The sequence below is a fragment of the Psychromonas saccharinae genome, assembly GCF_051201515.1.
GTDB lineage: Bacteria > Pseudomonadota > Gammaproteobacteria > Enterobacterales > Psychromonadaceae > Psychromonas.
Window position 1 is genome coordinate 4,338,195 of record NZ_CP195153.1, and the last position, 25,951, is coordinate 4,364,145.

The 25,951-nt window shown below is 39.2% G+C and carries 21 protein-coding genes and 3 tRNA genes; 10 read left to right on the top strand and 14 right to left on the bottom strand.

Features of this window, described 5'->3' with window-relative positions:
• Positions 1-12: 12 nt before the first annotated feature.
• On the bottom strand, positions 13-1,065 hold the full coding sequence (locus tag ACR30L_RS19375; RefSeq protein WP_435235872.1) for an ABC transporter substrate-binding protein: 1,053 nt from the start codon (positions 1,063-1,065) through the stop codon (positions 13-15).
• Positions 1,066-1,102: 37 nt separating this feature from the next.
• A complete protein-coding gene (locus tag ACR30L_RS19380) occupies positions 1,103-2,206 on the bottom strand; it encodes an ABC transporter ATP-binding protein (RefSeq protein WP_435235873.1) in 1,104 nt (367 codons plus the stop codon).
• A gap of 476 nt (positions 2,207-2,682) precedes the next feature.
• Here ACR30L_RS19380 and ACR30L_RS19385 point away from each other — a divergent pair, with 476 nt between their 5' ends.
• Positions 2,683-3,891 (top strand): IS256 family transposase, encoded by a 1,209-nt coding sequence (locus ACR30L_RS19385; protein ID WP_435235874.1) that lies wholly within the window; start codon positions 2,683-2,685, stop codon positions 3,889-3,891.
• 375 nt (positions 3,892-4,266) lie between these two features.
• On the opposite strand, the gene uhpT is transcribed toward ACR30L_RS19385, so the two are convergent.
• On the bottom strand, positions 4,267-5,664 hold the full coding sequence (uhpT, locus tag ACR30L_RS19390) for a hexose-6-phosphate:phosphate antiporter (protein WP_435235875.1): 1,398 nt from the start codon (positions 5,662-5,664) through the stop codon (positions 4,267-4,269).
• 219 nt (positions 5,665-5,883) lie between these two features.
• Between uhpT and ACR30L_RS19395 the strand changes: the two genes are divergently transcribed.
• Genes ACR30L_RS19395 through ACR30L_RS19405 form a run of 3 tightly spaced genes read left to right on the top strand, consistent with a single transcriptional unit; the run spans position 5,884 to position 9,379 of the window.
• A complete protein-coding gene (locus tag ACR30L_RS19395; protein ID WP_435235876.1) occupies positions 5,884-6,489 on the top strand; it encodes a response regulator in 606 nt (201 codons plus the stop codon).
• Positions 6,489-7,991, top strand: coding sequence for a signal transduction histidine-protein kinase/phosphatase UhpB (gene uhpB / locus ACR30L_RS19400; protein ID WP_435235877.1), 1,503 nt, complete (start codon positions 6,489-6,491; stop codon positions 7,989-7,991). Before ACR30L_RS19395 ends, uhpB begins: the two co-directional genes overlap by 1 nt.
• A 47-nt stretch (positions 7,992-8,038) precedes the next feature.
• Positions 8,039-9,379: an MFS transporter gene (locus ACR30L_RS19405; RefSeq protein ID WP_435235878.1), complete on the top strand. Its 1,341-nt coding sequence runs from the start codon at positions 8,039-8,041 to the stop codon at positions 9,377-9,379.
• Between the two features lie 50 nt (positions 9,380-9,429).
• On the opposite strand, the gene ACR30L_RS19410 is transcribed toward ACR30L_RS19405, so the two are convergent.
• The 3 genes from ACR30L_RS19410 to ACR30L_RS19420 all read right to left on the bottom strand — a co-directional run bounded on the left by ACR30L_RS19410 (position 9,430) and on the right by ACR30L_RS19420 (position 12,550).
• Positions 9,430-10,002 carry a TRAP transporter small permease gene (locus tag ACR30L_RS19410; protein ID WP_435235879.1) on the bottom strand — a complete coding sequence of 191 codons (573 nt, stop codon included), beginning with the start codon at positions 10,000-10,002 and terminating at the stop codon, positions 9,430-9,432.
• Entirely contained in the window at positions 10,002-11,291 is a 1,290-nt protein-coding gene (locus ACR30L_RS19415; RefSeq protein ID WP_435235880.1) for a TRAP transporter large permease, read from the bottom strand. The genes ACR30L_RS19410 and ACR30L_RS19415 overlap by 1 nt, the downstream gene beginning before the upstream one ends.
• A gap of 275 nt (positions 11,292-11,566) precedes the next feature.
• Entirely contained in the window at positions 11,567-12,550 is a 984-nt protein-coding gene (locus ACR30L_RS19420) for a TRAP transporter substrate-binding protein (protein ID WP_435235881.1), read from the bottom strand.
• Between the two features lie 876 nt (positions 12,551-13,426).
• Between ACR30L_RS19420 and ACR30L_RS19425 the strand changes: the two genes are divergently transcribed.
• Both ACR30L_RS19425 and galK read left to right on the top strand, forming a co-directional pair.
• Entirely contained in the window at positions 13,427-14,482 is a 1,056-nt protein-coding gene (locus ACR30L_RS19425; protein WP_435235882.1) for a UDP-glucose--hexose-1-phosphate uridylyltransferase, read from the top strand.
• A gap of 17 nt (positions 14,483-14,499) precedes the next feature.
• Positions 14,500-15,657: a galactokinase gene (gene galK / locus ACR30L_RS19430; protein ID WP_435235883.1), complete on the top strand. Its 1,158-nt coding sequence runs from the start codon at positions 14,500-14,502 to the stop codon at positions 15,655-15,657.
• Between the two features lie 185 nt (positions 15,658-15,842).
• Here the strand turns inward: galK and ACR30L_RS19435 are convergent, their stop codons facing one another.
• A complete protein-coding gene (locus ACR30L_RS19435; protein ID WP_435235884.1) occupies positions 15,843-16,388 on the bottom strand; it encodes a TetR/AcrR family transcriptional regulator in 546 nt (181 codons plus the stop codon).
• Between the two features lie 126 nt (positions 16,389-16,514).
• Here ACR30L_RS19435 and ACR30L_RS19440 point away from each other — a divergent pair, with 126 nt between their 5' ends.
• Together ACR30L_RS19440 and ACR30L_RS19445 are read left to right on the top strand one after the other, a co-directional pair.
• Positions 16,515-16,943, top strand: coding sequence for a VOC family protein (locus ACR30L_RS19440; protein ID WP_435235885.1), 429 nt, complete (start codon positions 16,515-16,517; stop codon positions 16,941-16,943).
• A gap of 13 nt (positions 16,944-16,956) precedes the next feature.
• Positions 16,957-17,889 carry a hypothetical protein gene (locus tag ACR30L_RS19445; RefSeq protein ID WP_435235886.1) on the top strand — a complete coding sequence of 311 codons (933 nt, stop codon included), beginning with the start codon at positions 16,957-16,959 and terminating at the stop codon, positions 17,887-17,889.
• 82 nt (positions 17,890-17,971) lie between these two features.
• On the opposite strand, the gene ACR30L_RS19450 is transcribed toward ACR30L_RS19445, so the two are convergent.
• Positions 17,972-18,871 carry a DMT family transporter gene (locus ACR30L_RS19450; protein ID WP_435235887.1) on the bottom strand — a complete coding sequence of 300 codons (900 nt, stop codon included), beginning with the start codon at positions 18,869-18,871 and terminating at the stop codon, positions 17,972-17,974.
• A gap of 171 nt (positions 18,872-19,042) precedes the next feature.
• Here ACR30L_RS19450 and ACR30L_RS19455 point away from each other — a divergent pair, with 171 nt between their 5' ends.
• Positions 19,043-19,960, top strand: coding sequence for a LysR family transcriptional regulator (locus tag ACR30L_RS19455; protein WP_435235888.1), 918 nt, complete (start codon positions 19,043-19,045; stop codon positions 19,958-19,960).
• Positions 19,961-20,081: 121 nt separating this feature from the next.
• Here the strand turns inward: ACR30L_RS19455 and ACR30L_RS19460 are convergent, their stop codons facing one another.
• The 6 genes from ACR30L_RS19460 to ACR30L_RS19485 all read right to left on the bottom strand — a co-directional run bounded on the left by ACR30L_RS19460 (position 20,082) and on the right by ACR30L_RS19485 (position 23,731).
• Positions 20,082-21,386, bottom strand: coding sequence for a type II toxin-antitoxin system HipA family toxin (locus tag ACR30L_RS19460; protein ID WP_435235889.1), 1,305 nt, complete (start codon positions 21,384-21,386; stop codon positions 20,082-20,084).
• Positions 21,386-21,637, bottom strand: coding sequence for a helix-turn-helix domain-containing protein (locus ACR30L_RS19465; protein ID WP_435235890.1), 252 nt, complete (start codon positions 21,635-21,637; stop codon positions 21,386-21,388). Before ACR30L_RS19465 ends, ACR30L_RS19460 begins: the two co-directional genes overlap by 1 nt.
• A gap of 470 nt (positions 21,638-22,107) precedes the next feature.
• Positions 22,108-22,182: transfer RNA gene (locus ACR30L_RS19470), tRNA-Gly, on the bottom strand.
• A 78-nt stretch (positions 22,183-22,260) separates the two neighbouring features.
• A tRNA-Tyr gene (locus ACR30L_RS19475) sits at positions 22,261-22,344 on the bottom strand.
• Between the two features lie 10 nt (positions 22,345-22,354).
• Positions 22,355-22,430, bottom strand: a tRNA-Thr gene (locus tag ACR30L_RS19480).
• Between the two features lie 224 nt (positions 22,431-22,654).
• On the bottom strand, positions 22,655-23,731 hold the full coding sequence (locus ACR30L_RS19485; RefSeq protein WP_435235891.1) for an FUSC family protein: 1,077 nt from the start codon (positions 23,729-23,731) through the stop codon (positions 22,655-22,657).
• Between the two features lie 463 nt (positions 23,732-24,194).
• Between ACR30L_RS19485 and poxB the strand changes: the two genes are divergently transcribed.
• A complete protein-coding gene (gene poxB, locus ACR30L_RS19490; protein ID WP_435235892.1) occupies positions 24,195-25,919 on the top strand; it encodes a ubiquinone-dependent pyruvate dehydrogenase in 1,725 nt (574 codons plus the stop codon).
• The last annotated feature ends 32 nt before the right edge of the window (positions 25,920-25,951 follow it).

The window sequence follows — 25,951 nt, forward strand, 5'->3', positions numbered from 1 at the left end:
ATGACTCCTTGTTTATTTAAGTAACCACTCGTTAAACTTCTCACCAAGCGATTCACCGTAATCGGCCCAGAATTCACTTGAAGCATTTAAACCTTCATCAATATGTGAAGATGGCAACATTGGAATGACTTCTTTATCCACATAAGCATAAGAAGATTGACGTGTTGGACCATAGGCAACTAATGGCATGCTAGATAACGCCTTCGAACTAGTAGCGAAACGGATAAACTCTTCTGCTAGTTTTTTATGTTTCGTCCCTTTTACAACGGCCCAAACATCAAGGTCATATAAATTCGCATCCCACACCATTTCAAAAGGCTTACCTTCTGAACGAATTGCATCAAAGATACGACCATTGGCAACTTGCACCATCACTGCACCACCATCATTAAGCAGTTGTGGCGCTTGAGACCATGAGTCATACCAAATGATATCGTCTTTGATTGTTGCTAATTTATCGAGTGCACGTTGTTGACCTTCATCGGTTTCCAACATGTCATAAACATCTTCCTTTGCAACACCATCGGCAATCAATGCCCATTCCATATTGACTTGAGGACGTTTACGTAACGCACGTTTACCAGGGAATTTTTTAGTATCAAACAAATCCGCAACCGTCGTTGGTTTGCCGCCTTGAATAGTATCGTTGCTATAGGCAAAGAGTACTGTCCAAACAATACTACCCACACCACATTCATTGGCTAATGCAGCCTTAGAAAAATCTTCCGCAGCAGGTGTACCATCGTCTCCAGCCGGTAAAGTTTCCATTGGGAATGTTTCAAGTAACCCTTCAGAACACGCGCGCTCTAAATCAATAACTTCAATATCCATGACATCCCAAAGCACGTTACCACTTTCAACCTGTGCTTTAAGCTCTGCAATACCACCCGAATAGTTTTCGAATAACACCTCGTTACCGGTCTCTTTGATAAACGGGTCAACCATGTATTTTTGCTGAGTATCTCCGTAGGCACCACCAAAAGATACGGCAGTTAATTTTTCAGCGACAACATTAGCACTACAAGTAGCAGCTAATAGCAGTGCGGCGATCTTTTTATACTTCATATGACATCCTTATATATAATTAATAAAAATCAGGTTGTTAGGTTGATGGTTTTTCCAGAGCGAGCCCTGCGGTAGCAAACCAAGTTAACGTGGTTTTATCGCCGGGTGTAAAACGAGGAGCTTGATGATCATTGAGCATTTTAACCATGACTTCGGTCTGATCATTTAATTTGAAAAAATAACGAATAAAATCGCCCACATACAATTGAGTCATAAATTTAGCTTTAAGGCTGTTATCGTGCTCTGAAGCGGGGGCGCCAATAAAGAGATTTTCAGGGCGAATCGTTAAAATACATTCTTGCCCGGGTTTCATCTCATTATGAGAAATCACCCGTACACGTGATTCATCGCCAAGTACAACCTCAAAGTAGTTACCATTTGGCTCAACCACCTTCGCAGGAATATTATTATTTTCACCAATAAAGTCTGCAACAAAGGCATTAGCGGGCTCTTCATAAAGCGTATCGGGACTAGCACACTGCTGAACGACCCCTTCATTAAAGACAGCAATACGATCCGACATGGTAAGGGCTTCGGTCTGATCATGAGTAACATAAATAGCCGTAAAACCGATTTTTTCATGAAGACGTTTAATTTCAAATTGCATCTGTTCGCGCAGGTTTTTATCCAGTGCACCAAGGGGTTCATCCATCAAGACTATCGAAGGTTCAAAGATAAGCGAACGGGCCAAGGCAACTCGCTGCTTTTGCCCACCGGATAACTGACCTGGATATCGTTGACCAAACTGTTCGAGCTCAACCAACGCAAGAGAATCATCGACACGACGTTTAATTTCAGTATCTGGTAACTTTCGTACTTTTAATGGATAAGCGAGATTTTCAGCAACGGTCATATGGGGAAATAACGCATAATGTTGAAATACCATGCCGATATTACGATCGTACGGTGCAACGTTAGTTATCGGCTCACCATCAACCAAGATATCACCACTGGTCACATCTTCAAATCCAGCAAGCATCATTAAACATGTGGTTTTACCTGAGCCCGAAGGCCCTAATAAAGTAACAAACTCCCCTTTACGAATATCAAGATTAAATTCTTTAACAACGAGGTTACTTTGGTCGTAACTCTTTTTAACTTTTTTAAACTGTACGTATTTATCGTTATCCGTATTACTCATATATCCCTCACTGGATAGTATTTCTTCTCGGGAGTTTAAATTTTGCTATTAATATCAATCATCTGTTTATTTAACATCTGCACAATCATGGTTCATCTCTGTTCATTGTTTGTGCCTGTTATAAACCTAATATTTACATGAGATTCAATTGAATTAAGCGCGAAGCCTTGCACCTATTCACTTAAATCACTCAATAAACACCTTAAATGGTCATATTGACTAAATTAGTCATGGCAATATAGATAGAAGTAGCAAAATACAGGCCACATTCAGATTTATAAGTGGGCAATAAGACATCGAGAAAAATAAAAAGAGGGATTTAAAATATACTTATATACCCGTTACCATTCAAGATGCAAAAATCAGCAAGACGAGAGGTGAGCAGATTCTAGGCATAAAGGTGAAGATCGAGACTGTAATAAAAACTGTGTAACTGCTTATTTATAATCCTACTATTTGGAAAAGGATAAGCAGTTATGGATCAGAAGCAATTAGAAGCGTTCGCTCGTGAAGCCGCTAAAACATTAAAAACAGAAAAAGACCTTAACAACTTTAGTCAGATGTTGACCAAGATAACCGTTGAAGCAGCATTAAACGCTGAGCTTGACGAACATCTCGGTTACTCTAAACATCGTCAATCATCTACCAGTAATAGCCGCAACGGCACTTCAACCAAAACTATCATTACTGATGATGGGCAGTTTGAACTGGAAACGCCTCGTGACAGAGAAGGTTCGTTTGAGCCTCAACTCGTCAAAAAACAACAAACTCGGTTTACTTCTATGGATGACAAGGTGCTTAGCCTTTATGCCAAAGGCATGACGACACGTGAAATTGTGTCTACGTTCAAAGAACTTTATGGCGCTGATGTTTCTGCTTCGCTCATTTCAAGGATTACTGATTCGGTTATTGAGCAAGTCGTTGAATGGCAATCTAGACCATTAGATAGTGTCTACCCTATCATTTATCTTGATTGTATTGTGCTTAAGATTCGCCAGGATAAACGTGTGATTAATAAAGCGGTATACCTTGCCTTAGGCGTTAATATGGAAGGCCAGAAAGAGCTATTGGGCATGTGGATGTCAGAAAATGAAGGCGCTAAGTTCTGGCTTAACGTGTTGACTGAGCTTCAAAACCGAGGTGTTAAAGATATATTAATCGCCTGTATTGATGGCCTCAAAGGCTTTCCTGATGCGATTAGCACCGTTTACCCAGAAGCACAGATACAACTCTGTATCGTACATATGGTCCGAAACTCAGTAAAGTACGTACCTTGGAAGGATTACAAAGAACTTACAGGTGATTTAAAAGGAATTTATCGTGCAGTAACTGAGGATGAAGCCTTAAAAGCACTGGATAAGTTTAGTGATAAATGGGATGAGAGGTACCCACAAATTAGTCGTTCATGGCGTGCTCATTGGCATAACCTGAATGCGTTGTTTAGCTACCCAGAGGACATCAGAAAAGCAATATATACGACCAATGCCATTGAGTCCCTGAACAGCGTAATACGCAAAGCTATCAAGAAACGTAAAGTGTTCCCAACCGATGATTCGGCTAAGAAGGTGGTTTATCTTGCTATCATGGACGCCTCAAAGAAATGGACGATGCCAATAAGAAATTGGAAAACGGCCTTGAATCGTTTTATGATAATGTTCGAGGATCGTCTTAAAGACTACGTTTAAAAACCGCAGTTACACAGAATTATTTACAGGGTCTGAAGATCTAACGGGTTAAATCGAGACTTTATAACAACGAAGATGTTTGCCTCTCGTCTTGCCCTGCGGGTCACTAGCTCGAACACCAATACTGCGTTATAACATTCGATAAGGGCTAGCCATTGTCATCATGTTACGCCTTGCCTTGGTATCCGAGCTAGTGACTGATAAACGCATCTTGATTGGTAACGGGTATATTCGAGATAAGGACTAATCATTAGCATCCGAGTGAGTGATAAATACATTTTGATTAGTAATGGGTATGAATGGTAAATCGGCCTTGAATCACTTTGAGATTGAAATCCAGGACCGATTTAAATATGCAGATTAATCTAACATTCTTTACGCAGTCTTTGCTTCTAAAGAAAGTCGTTTATTTCTTTTTATTTTTTTCTCTTCTGCAATGGCAACAAATAACATAATAACAAAACAGATTATCGCAGCCGCATTTAGCGCAGCGAATGTACCCGCCCACCCCGTTTGACCAAAAATAGGGGTACCATCCGCAATCATACCTAAACCAATTTTTGCAAATGAATCACCAATTAAATATGCAAATGTCCCTTTAATACCATCGGCTACAGCAACACCTTGTTTAGGAACAAACCCAACGGCAGCAACACCAATCAATAATTGTGGACCGAAAACTAAAAATCCAAGTACAAATAATGATGCTTGATAAGCAAAGGGCGTGTCGGCATGCTGATAAAAACTCAGTGTCATGGTAATACCAATTAATGCAATACACGCCATTAAACCACGTCGTCCATTAGCTAAATCGGATAAGGTTCCCCACATCAAAGTACCAATTAAGGCTCCTGTCTCAAACATAGTGAAACCAGAAATAGCCGTTTCCTTTGTAAAACCTAATACTTGGTATGCATAAACCGTTGACCACTGATCAATACCAATACGGACGACATATAGAAACACGTTTGCTAAACATAATAACCAGATAACTTTATTAAATAGGACGTATTTCTTAAAAATCTCCATTTTTGTCAGTTTTTCTTCAGCAACAAGTTTATCTTCTTCGCTGACTTCTTCTTCAAAAATATCTTCAGCGGTTCCTAACCCATAGGCTTCGGGACTATCATTTCCCATAAAGAAACCAATACAAGCAACAATAATTGCAATGATCGCCGGAAAGATAAACATCCCCACAACATCACCATTAAAGAAGTAGTTTGCACCAAACAGAGCAACACCCGCTGCACCTGCACCACCGACATTATGCGAAATATTCCATGTACCGAGGAAGGTTCCGCGATTCTTTTTACTGGTCCACTTGGTAATAGTTGAGTAACTATTAGAGCCACCAACAGACTGGAACATACCGGATAGCGAATAGAGTCCGATCATCATGTAAAAAGAGCCCGCGCTCGCCCCCATTGAAAAACCAAATCCGAGCATACATAACCCAGATAACAAGAGTCCCAATGGCAATATATTTTTACTATTTTTACCATCTGCCCAGTAGTTTAATAGGGTTTTACCTAAACCATAGGTAATTGAAAAGCCCAGACCAATCGTCCCCAGTTGAGTTAAGCTCATACCGTAATCGGAGATCATGTCATTTTGGGCAATATTAAAGTTTTTGCGGATCAGATACATAACCAGGTAACTAATAAACACAACTAAGTAAGATCTCAAAAATGGCATTAGCCACATTTTTCGTCTTTTCGCAGCAGATAAATCAAGTGTTGGCTTTCTTACCTGTTTTAAGAATGATAGTTCCATAACTTTTCCTCTAAAATAGCTATTAATTAAATTTCGAACCGGACTGTAAATCCAAAATAAAATTAGCAATTAGGAGGATTTCCTAGTTTTATCAAAATAAATACACTTTGTGATAATCATCAAGTTTATTTTGTTTAAAAGCGCCATTTTATCTGTATTGTAGCGACTAAAGTTTCACTGTATTCTCTTCTTAAATTAATTTAACCTCAGAAATTTCTTATGATAAAACTCGCTCTTATTGATGATCATGTCATTGTACGCTCAGGCTTTGCTCAGTTACTTTCGCTCGAAAAAGATATCGACATCGTCGGAGAATATGGCTCGGCTGCCGAAGCGAGTAAAGGGTTAGCCATTAATAACGCGACTATCTGTATTTTAGATATATCAATGCCTGATAAAAATGGGTTGGAATTATTATCTGAAATTTCACATCGCGTTGATTGCATTATGCTCAGTGTGCATGAATCTTCCTTGATGATTGAAAAAGCGCTAGATTTAGGGGCAAAGGGTTTTTTAAGTAAACGGTGTAGTCCAGATGAGATGCTGCTAGCCGTACGAACCGTCGCTCAAGGGCATCAATATTTAGCCCCGGACTTAGCTTTAAAAATAGCGAATAGTTCTAAAATTAATTGCTTCAAACAATTAACCAAACGCGAGCATCAAGTTGGTGAAATGCTTTCTCGTGGACTGGATATTAAAACTATCGCAACGCAATTGGGTTTGAGCTCAAAAACCGTCCATATTCATCGCGCAAATGCAATGGACAAACTCAATGTAGACAACAATGTAAAACTGGCTAAATATTTCGATTCCGAGCTAATTTAATGCACAAGTATCTGATTACATTAATTTATACATGGATATTTGTTGCATGTTGCTTATTTTCCCTGTGGGTCTTATCTGACCATTTTGTTGAGTCTTCAGAACTCGCTATTTTACTTTTTCCCTTTGGTTTTAGAATTGGCCTTATTTTACACAGCCCTAAAAAATACTGGAGTGCGATTTACGGTGCTGAGTTTGCTTTAATCCTAGGCCATATTTTTTTATTTAACCGCCCTGAGTTTATCTTTCTAATCATGGCAAGCTTATTTAGCATCGTTATTCTTAGTGTTGCACATGATTATTATCATGGTGGCCAATGGCAGCGCTTACGCGTCATTGGTATCGCGATTATTGCAACTTCAGTCACCAACACCCTATGTTATTCTTTATATTATGATGATTTATGGTCAGCCTTACTGTGTAGTATTACTGGTGCAATAATGCTTGCCCCAAGTTGTTACCTGATCTGGAGTTATTTATTCCAAAACTCATGGGCACTGTTGACTGCTGATTTTATCCATAAGCCCATCGACTTACGCAATCGACATCTTCTTCTGTACCTGCTGTTATTTATTGCCAGCATATTTATTCAAACCGGGTTGCCTGATGAGTTGCGTCGATTCGCCCCCTTTTGTTTAGCTATTCCGATCATCCTTTTAGCGTATCGTTACGGTTGGCAAGGAGCCCTATTAGCCACTTTATTTAACAGTATCGCGCTGATGGCAACCCAATCAAACGTCGGCTTTTCAATGACAGATTTACTCTTATCATTATCCGCCCAAACACTGACAGGGGTTTTATTAGGTGCAGGCATACAGCGTCAACGAGAATTAAATCTGCAATTAACCCAAGAATTAGGCCGAAATAAAAACTTGTCAAAACAATTAATTAAAGCCGAAGAAGGGGTTCGTCGAGATATAGCAAGAGAACTCCACGACGAAATAGGACAAAACATCACGGCCATTCGAATTCAAGCAAATATGCTACAACGCAATGATGATGTACTAGCAAAACATGGATACGCAAAAACAATCGAGGAATTATCCCTTAATATTTATGACACCACACGGGGATTATTGAATCGATTAAGACCTAAAGCCTTAGACGATCTTGGCCTTGAAAGTGCAATCCAACAATTAGTGATGGATCTTGAATTTGAATCTCAAAACATTAAAACGTCAATATATTGCAAAATAGATGAGCCTAATTTAAATGATACCTTGCGTTCAACGTTATTTCGAATTTGCCAAGAGTCATTAAATAATATCGCTAAATATGCAAAAGCCTCCGAGGTAACCGTGTCATTATTCCAGAAAAATAATGAGTACCACTTACTGGTATGTGACAACGGGATTGGCTTAAAAAAAGAAGCTGTGAAGCATGGCTTTGGACTGGTTGGCATTCAAGAAAGAGTGCAAGCACTGGGCGGAATATTTAATATCGCCTCGGGTGACAATACATATAAAGATGGTACAAAACTAACCGTAATATTACCAAAAAATTAGCTACTTTTAATTTTCATTATGGTGTATTCAAAACGCGAGCAGAGTTAATGATTGGTATTTTTAAAACACATTCAAGTCCCCATCAAATTGAAGATAAGGCGACCATCGATTCATCTTATCGTTATTGGCGGCGTCATATTTTATTCAATCTATATATTGGATATGCAGGCTTTTACTTCACCCGCAAAAGTTTTAATTATGTTATGCCTGCGCTGGTGACAGACTTTGGATTAGATAAGGTCGATATTGGTTTTATCGGTACACTGTTCTATATCACATATGGATTGTCTAAATTCTTTTCAGGCTGTATTTCAGATAACTCAAACCCAAGATACTTTATGGGAATAGGACTGATCATCACCGGCATTGTGAATATACTCTGTGGTTTTGCCAATTCATTAGCCATGTTTGCGGTTCTTTGGGCATTAAATGCAGCGTTTCAAGGTTGGGGATGGCCTTCTTGCTCGAAACTATTAACAACCTGGTATTCACGATCTGAACGAGGATTTTGGTGGTCAATATGGAATACAGCACACAATACAGGTAACGTTTTATTATCAATATTAGTGGCTTTTTTAACCTTACATTATGGTTGGCGAGAAGGCATGATCGTCCCTGGAATTTGTGGCGTTTTAATTGGCTTAATATTATGTTGGCGTTTACGAGATAAGCCAACAACCATGGGACTTCCAACCATTGGTAAGTGGCGTAATGATAAATTGGAAATAGAGCAAGAACAACACGGGCAAGGGCTAGGCTACCGAGAGATAATTCAAAAATACGTTTTCTCTAATAAATACATTTGGCTCTTAGCATTTAGCTACATTCTTGTTTATATCGTCAGAATCGCTATTGAAGATTGGGGAAATTTATACCTAACAGAGCAATATGGTTATGATTTAGTCACCGCAAACTCCGTATTAGCATTGTTTGAAGTCGGAGGGTTTGCCGGCGCACTGGTGGCTGGTAGAGGTGCTGATTTATTATTTTATGGTAATCGTATTTTAATGACGTTACTTTTTTCGATTGGTATATTTTTCTCAGTAACCGCACTTTGGTTAATGCCAACGGGCTCGTTAATACTTCAAGCGGGTTGTTTTTTTACCATTGGATTTTTTGTGTTTGGCCCACAAATGCTTATTGGTATGGCAGCGGCGGAGTGCTCCCATAAAAATTCCCCGGGAGCTGCCACCGGTTTTATTGGTTTATTTGCCTATGTCGGTGCTGCAATAGCAGGTTATCCATTAGCACTGATCATTGAAAATTATCACTGGAGTGGATTCTTTACCGTTATTGCCGTTGCATCTGCAGCGATTGGTTTGGTCTTGTTACCCTTTTTAAAAGCACAATTATCGGCAGATCCCTCAACCCTAGCCCCTAAATTTTAAAAGCCGGTGCGTATTAGAAACGCACCGGATTGTCTGTCAATTAAACACCATCATTCATTGCTAGGAGTGCCTTGAACAAAATGCTTTGCCTCGATAATAACGTCGACGATGGAATAAAGTAGCATAATCATCGACGAAATTGGCACACAGGAATAGAGGATCCACTGTTTAATTTGAAATGCAGTGGTGACCTGATGGGTTCTTAGGGTTAATTTTAGTGAATACCAAAATAATATGCCTATAAAAATCGCGGAAATAATCAGGATTAACAGTTTATAAAAATGTTTCATGCGCACATTTTTAATCCGAGGGCTTATCCAATCACCAACTGAAAAGTGTAACTTTGCACACCATAATCCCGCTGCTCCATAAAAAACCAATGCAGCAAAACTTAATTCGATAATCTCATCAAACCAATAAAACGAATTAATAGTCACAACACTCTGAATAACGTTAGCAGCCCCTTCCATGCCATGATGAATTAAAAATTGAACCAAATCATTAATCAAACGCAAACCTATATTCGCAATTAATAACAGTCCAAGTACCGCAAACATCGTCATTGCAATGTAACGAAGGATTCTCTGGATCCAGATATCTATTGTTTTAAATAACGCAACCATTACATTTCTCCCATAATTAGATTAGGTAAAAACAGTGCAATACTTGGCACAAATGCAATTAGAACCGTGATTAAAAAAATCATCAGTAGATAAGGCCACACTCTTTTTGCGAGGGCCGGCATGCCGACTTTTGCGAAACTATCTACGGCAAATAAACACATCCCGACCGGCGGCGTTAAATTACCAATCATAATCAACAAGACCATAACAACACCAAAGTTAACCAAGTCGATGTCAAACATATTGGCAATCGGCATAAATAAAGGCAGAGTGATGAGGAAAATAGCGTTTCCTTCCAAAAACAACCCCATGGTTAATACAATACCAATCACAATCCACATGACGACAGATTGAGTTGCCCCAAAGCCAACCAGTGTTGCAATTACGCTATCTGGAATCTTTTGATGGATGATTAACCATCCGAAAAAGTTGGCGGCAGAGATAATAAATAACAGGCTTACCGACTGCGTAATTGATTTATAAACAATGCCAGGAAGCGCGGCTAATTTTAAGTCTCGATAGGAAAAACCCAATATAGCGGCATACACACACACCACGACCGAAGCTTCTGTTGGTGTGAAAAAACCACTCATAATGCCACCAACAATAATAATAGGTGCCATCAAGGGCCAAAATGCACCATTAAATGCAGAAAGACGTTCTTTAAAAGGCGCTTTATGTTCAGCACAGGGATAGTTTCTTCGCTTTGCTAACACACTTAACGCAACCATCATCCCAAGTGCCATCATGATCCCTGGAATAAAGCCAGCCAAGAATAAACGGGCAACCGACACACTGGTAATTGAGCCGTATAGTACAAAGGGAATACTCGGCGGGATAACGGGTCCAATCACCGAGGAAGCCGCCACTAGCGTCGCAGAATCAGCCGGATCATAACCTTGGTCAACCATGGCTTTGTGCTCTATCTGCCCTAACCCTGCTGCATCGGCAACCGCAGACCCAGACATGCCCGAAAAGATAACACTCGCAACAATATTAACCTGACCAATACCACCGGCGATATGCCCCACCATGGATTGTGCAAAACGGAAAATACGGTCAGTAATACCGCCGGTATTCATTAAATTGCCGGCTAAAATAAAAAAGGGGATAGCTAACAGTGTAAAACCGGTTGTGCCGTAATACATACGGTGAGGCAGCATAGCTAAAAGTCGCGCATCACCTAGACCAACAAAAAACATCACTGATGTTAGGCCAATTGCGACAACAACTGGTACATTAATCAAAAGGAGGAAAATTAGAACGCCGAATATCGCTAAGGTCAACATACTTAGAGCCACCTATCAGTTAGACAAAGGAATGAATAAAGTGGTCATGATGGGAAGTGGAAATTATCGTTAACTTAATGGTGATTTTTATAAGCGAACACTCACCAATTTAATGGATGATTACCCGTTAAAAAATCATCTTCAACTACTCACATTTTGTTAGCCATAATCTTTTTTGCACATCCAGCCACATCATTCATTCCCTTGATATAGTAATAATAGATTTCGCCTTAGCAAGACGAAATCATCGACAATAAAACAACATAATCGTTTAATTATTCAACCGATTTAGCCATCTCAATCCATTTATCAAAATTAGCTGCGCCCACTTTCTTTTTAATTTGCTCGTAAGCAGGGCCCATCATTGCTTGGAAAGGTGCAAGTTCAGGCTCATCAATCACAATCCCTTTCGCACGCATATCTTCGATTTGTTTCAACTCTTCTGCTCGCGTTAATTGACGCATTAACAAACGTGCAGAATCAGACTCTTCACGAACAATTTTCTGTTGTTCTGGCGTTAAACGGCTCCAAGCATCTTTAGAAACAACATGCACCATTGAGCTATATAAGTAATTAATAATCGAAATGTATTTTTGAGATTCATACAGTTTCAAATTGTAAATAACACCGATTGGATTTTCTTGACCATCAACAACACCTTGACGCATTGCCATGACCAATTCACTAAACGCAATGGTTTGCACATTCGCACCGAGTGCTTGCATTGCTGCTTGGTAAGTCATTGCTGGTGGCGTTCTAATTTTTAAGCCCTTAACATCAGCAGGCGATAAAATAGGACGTACAGAGTTGGTTAACTGACGGAATCCCCAATCCCAACTGGATAGGTAAACAAGGCCGATTTTATCTAATTCAGGTGCCGCCCATTCTTTAAAAGGGCCATCTAACACACGATCAGCATGTTCTGAGTTTTTTAAGGAAAAAGGAATACTAACGGTATCAAATAAAGGCACATGTTTAGCTAATTGATCTTGTCCTGATAGGCTCATATCAACGACGCCCATAATGACCTGCTCAAGTACTTCTGGTGGGCTACCCAAGGCATTATTGGGATATATTTCGACAGTAACTTCTCCATTTGTACGTGCTTCAACATTTTTTGCAAATTGCATCGCTGCAATATTGGACGGATGTTTTTCAGACCCAAAATGGCCAAGCTTAAGCTCAACAGCAGAATATGCTGAAGATGCCCACGCCAAACATAACGCCGATATCAAACCTTTTTTTAAACTAGAACGCATAGTTAACTCCTAATATATAAGTTTTCTTGCTTTGTGTTGAATATTTCAATAATCCAAAATATTCACGATGAACATCTATTCTTTTTTAAAAACGTACAAATTTCTCAGTTTCTGACCCGACCATGAATATTCGCTTATTCATAACAAACACATTGATAAATCACGTCATTTCCAATGATGCTTATGGCAAATAAAAACAGTTATATTGGCGCTATTTACAAGATAAAAAGCTAAAAACTGACACACTTGCAATACAATAATATAGTAATAAAACAGCAGAAAAAAATCGGGGGATAGTTCTAAAACAACACAAAAAAACTAGGGGAAGCTCTCATTATTCGTTTAAATATTACACATTAAGGATAAAAAACGACCTTATTTTGCATATAAAACGATCCACGGTAGATTCGAATAACTCTGTTTGAATTTAAACTTAAAGTATGAGTAATTAACACGTTAACCCCATTATTAGTCCGATAGACCTCAGCACACAATCATTAAGCAACCTAATTTAAAATTCGGCCTAAGCACTGTGTTATAAAAATAAATTGCACTATAAATGTAAACGTTTACACTATTTGCGGTAGATCACTTATTTTCAGAATAATACTTGCTATTATTTATTTGAATTTAAGGGGCAGTTTATCGTGGCGCGTCTTGGTACTAGAAGCTTATGTTATACCGATAGTCATGTGTACATATGCGACCAACAAAAACAGAAATCATCTTGGTTGGAAAGCAACCCGTAGCGTAATCGCAATGACAGAAAATATTTGGCACTGGCAATCAAACAATCGACAGGGCTATTAACAATAATCCTAAATGACAGATATCGTTTTTACATGTCTGGCATCACAAATAAGATAGAGAACTACTATGTCTGATATTAAATTTAATCCGATTGATCATCCGCATCGTCGTTATAACCCCTTAACCGGACAATGGATTTTAGTCTCTCCGCATCGTGCTAAACGCCCATGGAGTGGACAAGATGAAAAACCATCAACGGTTCAGCTTCCAAACTACGATAAAGACTGCTTTTTATGCCCAGGCAACACCCGAATTTCCGGTGATAAAAATCCAGACTATAAAGGTACTTATGTCTTCGAGAATGATTTTGCAGCATTAATGACTGACTCGCCTGAAGCGCCAGAATCAACCAATCCACTCTTTAAAACACAGGGTGTGCGCGGTTTAAGTCGAGTGATCTGTTTTTCACCTGACCACAGCAAAACCTTGCCTGAACTGCCTGTGAATAAAATACGTGGTGTTATTGATACATGGAATGAACAGATTGAAGAATTGGGTAAAGATTATATTTGGGTACAAGCGTTTGAAAATAAAGGCGCAACAATGGGATGTTCACAGCCACATCCACACGGTCAAATCTGGGCAAATAGCTTCTTACCAAATGAAATTGAACGCAAGGAAAAACACTTAAAAGCATATTATGAACAACAGCACTCAAATCTATTACTTGATTATGTACAGGCTGAAATAAAAGATGGTGAGCGCACCGTTGTAGAAACAGAACATTGGATTGCCGTCGTCCCCTATTGGGCTGCATGGCCATTTGAAACCATGCTATTACCTAAAACGCATATTCATCGAATGAGCGAACTTTCAGATGAACAGCGCGATGATCTGGCGATTGCTATCAAGAAATTAACCAGCCGTTATGACAACCTGTTCCAATGTTCCTTCCCTTACTCTATGGGCTGGCATTATGCGCCCTTCTTTGAGGCGGGAACGGATATTGAACATTGGCAACTACACGCTATTTTTTACCCGCCACTACTGCGTTCAGCATCCGTGCGTAAATTCATGGTCGGCTATGAAATGTTAGCAGAATCACAACGCGACTTAACGGCTGAACAAGCGGCACAGAAATTACGCGATGTAAGCGATGTTCACTACAAAGAACAACAATAAAGACGGAGAGTTACATTATGTCAACCAATCAATTAAAACAACGTGCTATAGATGCATTCCAACAAGTTTGTGGGTATTCGGCAACGACATTTGTACAAGCTCCAGGTCGAGTTAATCTAATCGGTGAGCATACCGATTATAATGATGGTTTTGTCATGCCCTGTGCGATTAATTATCAAGCTGTGATTGCCTGTGCTAAACGCGACGATGGCATCGTCCGTCTAATCTCAGTCGATTATGATAATGTGCAAGATACATTCTCCGTGAATGAAACGATCACCCCCACGGAAGATAAACTATGGGCGAACTATATGCGTGGTGTGGTTCACTTCTTAAAAGAAAAAGGTTATTCATTAGGCGGTGCCGATATTGCTATCACTGGAAATGTTCCCCTAGGCTCGGGCTTAAGTTCTTCTGCAGCACTTGAGGTAGTAACCGGTCAGGCAATGAAAGCATTATATAATCTGGATGTAAGCCAGTCAGATTTAGCCTTGATTGGGCAAGCTTCTGAACATAATTTTGCAGGCTGTATGTGCGGCATTATGGATCAAATGATCTCCGCCTGTGGCGAAAAAAATCATGCACTGCTTCTCGATTGTCGTAGCCTAGAAACCAAGGCAGTACATATTCCTGAAGGCGTTAGCATTATGATTGTTAACTCAAATGTAACGCACAGCTTAGTGGATGGTGCTTATAATGCCTTACGAGAACAGTGTGAACAGGCTGCTCGTCAACTCGGTAAAGTCGCATTGCGTGATGCAACCTTAGCCGAATTAAATGCATCAAGTATTGAAAAAGGCTCTGATGTTTACAAACGTGCACACCATGTTATTTCTGAAAATAATCGAACTGTAGCTTGTGCTGACGCATTAATTGCAGGCGATCTTCAGAAAGTCGGTGAATACATGTATGCCTCGCATGCGTCTATGCGCGATGATTTTGAAATTACCGTACCTGAGATAGATTATATTGTTGAAGTATTAACCGATGTACTGGGTAATAAAGGTGGCGCACGCATGACCGGCGGTGGTTTCGGTGGATGCTGTGTCGCGTTAATGCCAACTGAGATGGTCGCGCAAGCTCAAGCTGCGATTGAAGCAAAATATAAAGCGAAAACCGGGATTCAAGAATCTATTTATATTTGTACACCACAGGATGGTGCGGGTCCTATTTAACAATTAGGCATGATGCAATAAAATACAATAGATTGCGTTATGCCCACGACTAACCACAGCCGATAGAAGTATTAACGAATAAAGTCATTCATCAAAAAGTACATATTAGAAGATTTTAAAATCTAATCCATTATCTATTAAACTAGATAACAATACACACTGAATACGCTCACAATCAAATCGATTTAATCATTAGCATCAAGAATCAGTCGTGCCATTTCTTTTGCCATCAGCGCCGCATTTTTAATGCCTCTCGTGTGCGCCATCACAATAGCGCCTTCGACTAATAAGCCGATTTGATCGGCCTTGAGCTTATCTTTTAACGATAATGTCGTACTCACCAATTCAACCACCCTTTGTTTGTGCTGTGCAGCATAAATATGTATCGGGTGATCTGAATCTGCATATTCTGCACTCGCATTAATAAAATTACAGCCAAAGAAAGTCTCGCTATTAAACCACTCATTTAATGCATCAAAAATCACCAATTCTTGAGGTGTATTAGTTGTAATAGCCTCCTCTAGTTTACTTTTAATCATCTCTAAAACTTGCTCATTTCGTTGTTTTAAAGCAGCTAAGATCAGCTCCTCTTTACTACGAAAATGTTTATATAAGGTGGCTTTAGATACTTTAGATTGAGCCAAAATGAGATCAATGCCAGTAGCATGGTACCCATGTTGGTTAAATAAAGTCAGTGCCGTGTCGACTAAATGTTTTTTTCTTGGTTGCATGCGCTTCACCCCGTTGTCTTTACTAAATTATAACGCATTTGATCTTGACGTAAACAGGTTTGTTCACCTATAGTAGTAAACAGAACTGTTCACCACACTAAAATTAATTTAATAAGGCCATTGTATATGTGTAAAACAACCAGTAACTCAACTACAAACACAGCTATCGGTACCACAGGTATTCATCATTTAGGGCTTAGCGTGCCAGACATCAATCAAACAGCTGCGTTTTTTATCGATCAGTTACACTTTAAAAAAGTAGGTGAAAAACCCGATTACCCTGCAATTTTTGTATCTGATGGGACAATTATGCTGACGTTATGGCAAATAGCAGACGAGGCCATTAAGGTTGATTTTAACCGTAAACAAAATGTCGGCTTACACCATTTTGCACTGAAGGTCGCTAACTTAGAAGCACTTGAGACATTACACCATCAATTCAAACTACTGAATAATATTGGTATTGAATTTCCACCTGAAGCACTGGAAGGAACACCATTGCATCATATGATGTGCGCTATTCCTGGCGGTATTCGATTAGAATTGATCGGTTAATTAGGACAAGATAATGACGAATAATTTACGGTCTGTTTGGCATGAAGGCGAATTAACTGTCCAAAAATTAATGGGCACCGATAAATTGATGGCGGATATAGGCCCTAAATTTATTCGTGAGTTTATGCCATTACAGCATCGTGAATTTTTTGAATCTTTGACCATGATATTGATTGGTTTTAATGACCATCACTCTGATATTCATGCTAGCGTGTTCTTTGGTTGTGTAGGTTTTATTCAATCAACTTCAGAGAATGAATTAGTCATAAACACTCAAAATTCGATGGGGGATTTTATGCGAGATGAACTGGTCATCGGGTCACGCATTGGACTACTGGGTATTCAATTTGATACTAAAAGACGTAATCGAGTCAATGGAACGATCATCGACATTAGCCAGAAATATATTAAAGTAAAAGTCTTACAAAGCTACGGTAATTGCCCTAAATATATTCAACCAAAAATAGTGTTAAATCATCCAGATTATGCAAATTTTTCTACCCTTACTCGACAACAATTAACGCAACGTGACCATGATTTAATTACTCATTCCGATGCCCTTTTTATCGCGAGTAGTTTTAACGATGGAAAAAGCTTAAATAGTCGAGGTGCAGATATTTCTCATCGCGGAGGAGAAGCAGGCTTTGTTTCTATTAACCCAAATGGTCAATTATTAATGGATGATTATGTTGGTAATGGATTTTTTAATACGTTAGGGAACTTACACCAAAACCCAGTAGCTAGCTTACTCTTCTTTAATTGGAAAAAAGGACATATTTTAAAGATACAAGCTGCTACTGAAATATATGGGAATGATAAACAGTCCTCCCCCATAAAACTGGCGATAGGCGAAAATAAAGATAAGAAAAAAACCGGTATAACACTCTGTTTTACCGTAAAAGAAATAGAGTATTACTACAATGGATTGGCATATAAAACAAAATAAAGGCTTATTGATTCAAGTGAAAAATCAATCAAGAATTATTCATCAAACACGCTCATATTTGTAATCTCTATATTCGGAATCACTATATCACGACGCTCTTCGCAACTTCATGCTCCATGGTAATTGGTTTGGGATCTCGGATACCAAGCGCAACAATAACCAGCAACATTGCCGTTATATCTAATCGAGTCAGTGCTTGCCCCAAGAAAAGTGCACAGGAAAGCATTGCAACAACGAGCTCAACTGCTCCTAAAATAGCGATGACTTCTGGTTTAGTATTAACGGCCCCCATTACAAATAAATACTGAGGTAAAGCGGCGGCAAGAAATGCTAAGCCTAATAAAGCCCACCAACCATTTATTTCATGAGGGAAAGCCACCTCGGGTGAAGTACAAACGGCAAGGGGGATGAGAACTACTAAATGCCCCATAGTGCCCCAAGCCATACGACTAAGCGCCGTTAAATTCTGTTTAGGCTTAGCCAAATATTGTATTTGAAAAGCAAAAACGATAGGCGCTAAAAAACAACCTAATAGTGCCCACTTCGAGGCTATGGATAACTGCGAGGGATCTATCACTAATGAGGCCGCGATTAACACTAAGACGGCGGATAATAATGCATTCACACTTAACGAGCGTTTAAAGGCCAAAATGCCGATCAACAATGAGAAAAAAGGATAGGTATAATAAATCAATATAGCGGTGGCGGGTGTTAAAGTCTGCAATGCATAAAAGTATCCCAACACACCCAGAGCGTTAGCAAAACCGATAATAATCATGCGTCTCACTTCAGGCCACAATACCGAAGGGGTTCGCAAATAAAATGACAAAAGAATATCAGGTAAAATAAAGCGACAAAGAGTAACAACTTCTACGGACATACCTTGGGCAAATAGAATTTGCGCAAAGAGCGGATTAAAACCAAATCCAATAGCCGCTAACAAAACCATCACAGATCCGTTCATTTGCATTTTGACAGCCATTACTTTCCTCATCGTCACCCATTTCCCTATTAACGCTTTAAACAGACCATTCCCGTATAAATACGTCTTTAACAAGCTAGACAATACTCGAAAACTAATTAATATATAAGTGAATTACTATACATATACATGCACATTTCTCATGTATTGATTTAATGATTTGGTCACTTTATGAAACTAGAGATTAGACACTGGCAAATGCTTAAAGCACTCTCCGAATTTGGTAACGTCGCTCAAGCAGCAGATGCGCTCGGTATTAGCCAATCTGCATTGAGCCATCGAATTGCGGAAGCGGAACGTCGTATCGGCGGGAAGTTTTTTGAAAAAGAAGGGCGTCGATTAAAATTAACACCTGCCGGTAATCTGATCACACAAGTTGCATTACAAACACTGCCGACCTTAGCACGCGCAGAAGCGGATTTTGAACAAAACGCACACCTCGAAAACCAAATAGTGCGTTTAGGCGTCGCCTCTTACTCTTGTTATTACTGGATCCCTGACTTTATTAAATTCGTGAATCAGGAAGCGAGTCACCTCAAACTAAGATTAGTCGCCTCAGCTACACAAAATCCGATTGTTAGCTTGCAACATAGCTCAGTCGATATTGTAATTGCACCGGGTTATCTCGCGCCACCCGGCATCATTAGCACACCTCTTTTTATGGATGAACTCGTGCTAGTCACTCCTTACAATCATCCACTTAGCCACAAGCAATTTATTGAACCTAAGGATCTCAGCGAAATCCAATATTACACTTATAGTCAAACTGTCTTACCCGGTTTTGAGTATGAGCGTTTTATTCGACCATCGGGCGTGATTCCACACCAAGTAGAAGTTGTTGAAATGACAGATGCAATCATTGAACTAATCAGTGCAGGGTTGGGAGTAAGCATTCTGTCGAAGTGGGCCGTAAATGCAGCCCTTCAATCGCAAAGAGTTAGTAGCACTCAACTTGGGAAACAAGGTATTGATCTGGCCTGGTCAGCCCTCACTCGAGAAAGTGAGAAAAAAAATAGCGCCAGCAAACAACTCACTAAATTATTAGCGTGTTGGTATAAAATATCGTCATTAGAAAATAATCGGTTATAAGGTTCAAATGATAACGTAGCTGATATTTATCACAACTTATTGAAAATCAAATAAAGTATTTAAAACTATCAATAAGACTGAGTTTTCAAATTGAATAAGTTTAACTTTTAGAGTTCGTTATCTACAGTTTTTTCACCCGGTAGAGTATTCCATTGAATATACTTTCTGAAATTTTATCAGGAAAAGTATCTGGAAGTTGAGCTCTAACATTGCCAATAACTTGCTCAGTTACATCTTTAATCTCATTAATTATTTTTGACATAACCGATACATCAAAGCCAACCGATTTTGCAGTCGCAATAAAATGACGAGAGTAGATCTTATCGATATTGTATTTTTTCCCTTTCGTTGCTTTTAATCCCATCGCCAATTTTACTTGTCGAATATTAAGCCCTTGCTTACTCACCACCGGATAAACCGATAAAATATCGTAGAGTGGTGTTAGTTGATACTCCCCGTTAGGCAGTATAAAAATAGAAAAATTCTTTGCATGACCATCAGATGCGCCTAATAACCAAAATAGCACCTGCGCTTTCATAAAGTTATATCTATCTTGCTGGGCATTCTTTGATCCCAACAAGTGCTTCATAATTGCTTCAATACCCGGTCCCCCCTGATTTTCATATTTCAAACCCGATGGAATATTTAATACTTGGCAATAATCTTCTTGTGGTCTTCTCATCAACCATTGCCCATCGCTTGAATATTGACGATCAAAACGCTGTACTGATAATGCTTTTATATTACCTGCCTGTATCACTTCACACTCAGCAACAGGTAACCCATAAGCTTTTACAAGCAGCATGCACAAAAATTCATTTTCAACGCTATCACTCATATCCAATGTGTATGAATGGCTCTTGATCTCACCAATAGGCAACTTAACTATGTGAGAAGTAGGTGTCGATTTCAGCGGTAAGCACCATTTATCATTAATCTTGAGAAGTGCGGTTTTTTCTTGTGCCCCTGCAACAGATATCCGGAAATCCTGTTCATCCTCAATCATGCCAAGTGGAATATTAGACAAGTATCCTTTAAAGATCTTATTTAACGATTGCGCTGAAAGCAGTTTGTATTCTAAAACCTTAACATTCTCAGGGAAGACACCTTGTGCTAGTAGCTGTAGTGCACCGACACAATCCCTGCCAACAGCAGAAAGTAGATCAAAAGGTTGAGTAGAATTTGCTTGGTATCGGGAGATAATACGCTGCCGTATTTCAGCATTATCAGGTAATAAATTATCAAAGTAATTATAAACTACATCTCCCTTATAGACTTGCTTCGAGAGCGGCATTGATAATGAAATAGGCCGAGCCCCCTTAATAGCCAACCACTTTTCACTATAAGCAAAAGCGTGTGCGCCATTGTTCTCTTTAGTAAAATGCCCGACTAAATAACCATTTAGATAAACATCAAGAACAGCCATTACCATTCCTCCGGCCACTGCGCGCCATCAGAGCTATTACTGTTACGAGGCGTGATCGTAATGTCTAGTTCCAACGCAGAAAGCAACTTAAAAAATGTTTCTATTTTGGTGGATTCTGGTTTTAACTCAAAACTAGAAACGGTATCCTGACGAATACCCACTTTTTTAGCGACATCCGTTTGTGATAGCTTTTCATCTAATCGTACATCTCGAAGATAAGCACTTAGTTGCTTTGTGTTGGTTATTTTCATCTATTCAATCTCACACGGTAGAGCAGGTAAAAACATTATTACACGCCAAAACAGGTAAATCAATATATACACGCTAAAGCAGGTATTGAATTTACTTTCGTTTTCTTTCTAATATCCTCTCTACACTTTTAACTTTACCCCAAAATTTACCTTCAATACCTAGTGATAAATTAACAGAAACTGTGAGACCTAACTGTTCAAACAGCTTTAAACCCTAGCTTTATCGAGTGTATTATATTTTAGATATGCATTGCGAGAGATTGGAATGCTAAGTAGTTGCAATAACTTATTACAGAGCACTTAGCGAGGTACAAAACTTACAAAGAGAAACAAAAGAAAAATAAAAGATTAGAGTGAAAGTATTCTTTACAGTGAGAGGCATCAAAGAATGCTTTGGTCACCGAAATTTTTTATGGGAAGCCAGAAACAAAAAAACCAACCGCAGTGGTTGGTTTTAAAGTAGAAATTCTTGGAGCGGGCAGCGGGAATCGAACCCGCATCATCAGCTTGGAAGGCTGAGGTAATAGCCATTATACGATGCCCGCAAATTGATGCATCTTGATCACAAAAACAATGCGTTTGCATTGTCATTGTAAACTCACTGTGGCAAGTGAGTAGAAATATGGTGGAGGGAGGTGGATTCGAACCACCGAAGCTTACGCGGCAGATTTACAATCTGCTCCCTTTGGCCACTCGGGAACCCCTCCAGGACTTAAATGGTGCCGACTACCGGAGTCGAACTGGTGACCTACTGATTACAAGTCAGTTGCTCTACCAACTGAGCTAAGTCGGCGCCGTCTAAGTGCTGCGAATAATAGAGAAACTCGGTCCCTGTTGCAACCCTTTATTTATAAATTTTTAGAATTTTTAGTTTGTTCGCTCAAAAACAAAACAATCTGTGTAAATTTTGTTTGTTTTTCGGTTTAATCCCGCCAAAAACAATATTGTTATCGATAAACAAAGCAAACATAGCCAACAAGTCTGAACGAAGAAATTAATATTCGATAGGCATATTATTTAATTTGCAATGGCCTGATGCTGACCTTCTTTGAAATGTTTATTGTTAAATACCTTGCTTAGACTAAATGAAATGGAAGAAATATGATGTGCGAACTCATGATTTAGCCATAAGTACCCAAAAAAATTAAAGTTATTCATGTTTTCTCCATTATCAATCGCACTAAAGGTCTGGTAGGTAACGGCCAATAACGATATATCATCAGTTAATAAAGATGAAACATTGCCACGTGCGACACTGGCACTCAATTGATTAATTTCCTTAAACAATGCAGCCGTTCCTTCACTCAAGAAAGCATTGTTCTTAATTTCTGTCACTGCATTTTGACTATCCCATTCTCGGCTAATAATCGTTTCTAATACACTTAATACACGCCGCTCCATCACAATAATATCGGTAATATCTTGATTGTCCCCTTTCCATTCTTTATAGATGTGTGCCATTAACGAGCGTTGTTTTGCGAGATTAGCGCTGAGTCCTTTAATATTGTAATCACTTAATGATAATTCCGTATTAAGATCTCGACTGTGCATTAAATAATAATCGCCACATTGTTGTAAAAGTTCTGTTACAAGCAATTGAAAATGAATCTTCGCTTTGGAGGGAAAAAATAAGCGGCTGCAAATCATGGTTAATAATGATCCCCAAATAACATTAAAGGCGCGCCATTCTGCAACTTGAATATTACCACTACCGGCACCTGCAACGAGAAAAAGCGTAAGTGCAACCAATACCGCTGCATAGGAGTGCTTACCTTTTACCACGATCATTGCAATCGCAAGAATAAGAAGCATCAGGGCATCGTGAAGCAAGATCAAAGACGGTGGTAATAGATATAAAGCAAGTCCAAATGAGGCTCCAATAATTGTGCCGCATAAACGTTGATTTGCTTTGGTTAATACCGATCCTAAATAAGAAATGGGCCCCATCACAACGGTAATCGTGATTAATGCCCAACTTGAATGTGGAAAGTCATAGGTTCGAATAATAACCAATGCAATGGCACAAGCAATAACAATGCGCACGACGTGAAGCATGTGCTGATGCTGTATTACAAAACGATCTGAAAGAAACATTTACCACACTTAAATAATGATGTTTTACAGTGGTTCAACAAAGGCATAAACGTACCATTCATTGAAAAGGAAAGAGGCTATGATTCTATTAAATTACATTCATTAAGATCATGAAATATATCAATAAATCATTCGTTATCCCGCTAGGCTCATTTACATCCAATTAAAAACACGTCAACACACATATCTAGCTTAGAAAAGAATATAGAATTTAAAAACCACCAAACGTGAAAAATAAAGGATTTAAATCTAATAAACAACGAAAATTCCAGATATCTTTATTCTTATTTTTGATATAGCGCACAGTTTATATAAAAAGAAATTATAAAAACAAGATCAATTACACATTGTCAAACTTCCTTCTAAAGAGGATGATCAATAAATGTAAAAACATTGGTTCTTCTTTGTTACACATCTGTTATGCATTTTCTATTATCAAATTGAATCCTAGGAGTATCTTAATATGAGTCAAAGTATCGCAAGTTTCATTACTCAAACCCTTGAACAAGCAGGTATAAAACGCATTTGGGGGGTAACTGGCGATTCACTCAATGGAATAAGTGAAAGTTTAAGAAAGATGGGCACAATAGAATGGCTAGGAACACGCCATGAGGAAACAGCGGCGTTTGCTGCGGGCGCTGAAGCACACGTTTCAGGCGAATTATCTGTCTGTGCGGGATCTTGTGGTCCAGGTAATCTACATTTAATTAATGGTTTGTTCGACTGCCACCGCAATAAAGTCCCTGTACTTGCGATTGCTGCTCACATTCCTTCCTCTGAAGTGGGTAGTAATTATTTCCAAGAAACACATCCACAGGAATTATTTAAAGAATGTAGCGTTTACTGTGAACTTGTTTCTAATCCTGAACAAATGCCCTTCATGTTAGAAACTGCAATGCGTCAAGCTATCTTACATAACGATGTTAGTGTGCTTGTGCTACCGGGTGATGTTGCACTGAAAGCGATGCCGGAAGGCATTAAACCTAAATGGAATTTACCAAAACCTGCTTCATATACGCCTGCTTTACCTGATATTCAAACCCTAGCGGACCACCTTAATAAAAGTAAGAAAGTCACTTTATTATGCGGTGCGGGTTGTAAAGGGGCACACGATGAAATCATTGCATTAGCAAAAAAATTACAGGCTCCGATCGTACATGCAATGCGCGGTAAAGAATTTCTTGAATATGACAATCCCTACGATGTCGGTATGACCGGTTTTATCGGGTTCTCTTCTGGCTATCATGCGATGCGTCAATCGGATACGTTGCTTGTGATAGGGACGAGTTTTCCCTACCGCGCCTTCTATCCTGAAGACAGCACTATTTTACAAATTGATAATCAAGCTGCTTCCCTAGGCCGTCATGTACAAATCGACTTTGGTGTCCTCGGCGACACGAAAAATACAGTCGCCGCACTGCTTGATCATATCCAAACAGGCCGCTCTGACTCACACCTAAAACAATGCGTTAAAAACTATAAGACATCTCGTAAGGACCTCGATCTACTTGCTGATGGAAAAACATCTCATCAGCTTATTCATCCACAATATTTAACACGTTTAATCGATGAAAAATCCCATGCTGATACCATTTTCACTTGTGATGTCGGTACGCCAACGGTTTGGGCTGCACGTTATTTATCGATGAATGGTCAACGTCGTTTAATCGGCTCATTTAACCACGGTTCAATGGCTAATGCGCTTTCTCAAGCAATGGGTGCGCAGTCTTTTGACCGCAACCGTCAAGTAGTTGCATTATGTGGTGATGGCGGATTTTCTATGTTGATGGGAGATTTACTTTCTCTTAAACAACTTAACTTGCCGATTAAAATGGTTGTTTACAATAACCGTTCATTAGGTTTTGTCGCGATGGAAATGAAAGCCAGTGGCTATTTATCCGATGATACTGATTTAGAGAACCCAAGCTTTGCTGCGATTGCTGAAGCCTGTGGACTCAAAGGTATACACGTAAACGATCCCGAAAAATTGCCTTCTGCAATCGATGAGATGATGGCTTATAACGGCCCTGTTGTGCTTGAAGTAGATACGGCTAAACAAGAACTTGCTATGCCACCGCAAATCAAGTTTGAACAAGCCAAAGGATTTAGTGTTTACATGATGAAAGCGCTGATTAATGGTAAAGGAAGTGAAATCGTAGAACTGAGTAAAACAAACTGGTCACGTTAATTTTATTGCTCAATCTAGGCTAGTGTGGGTAT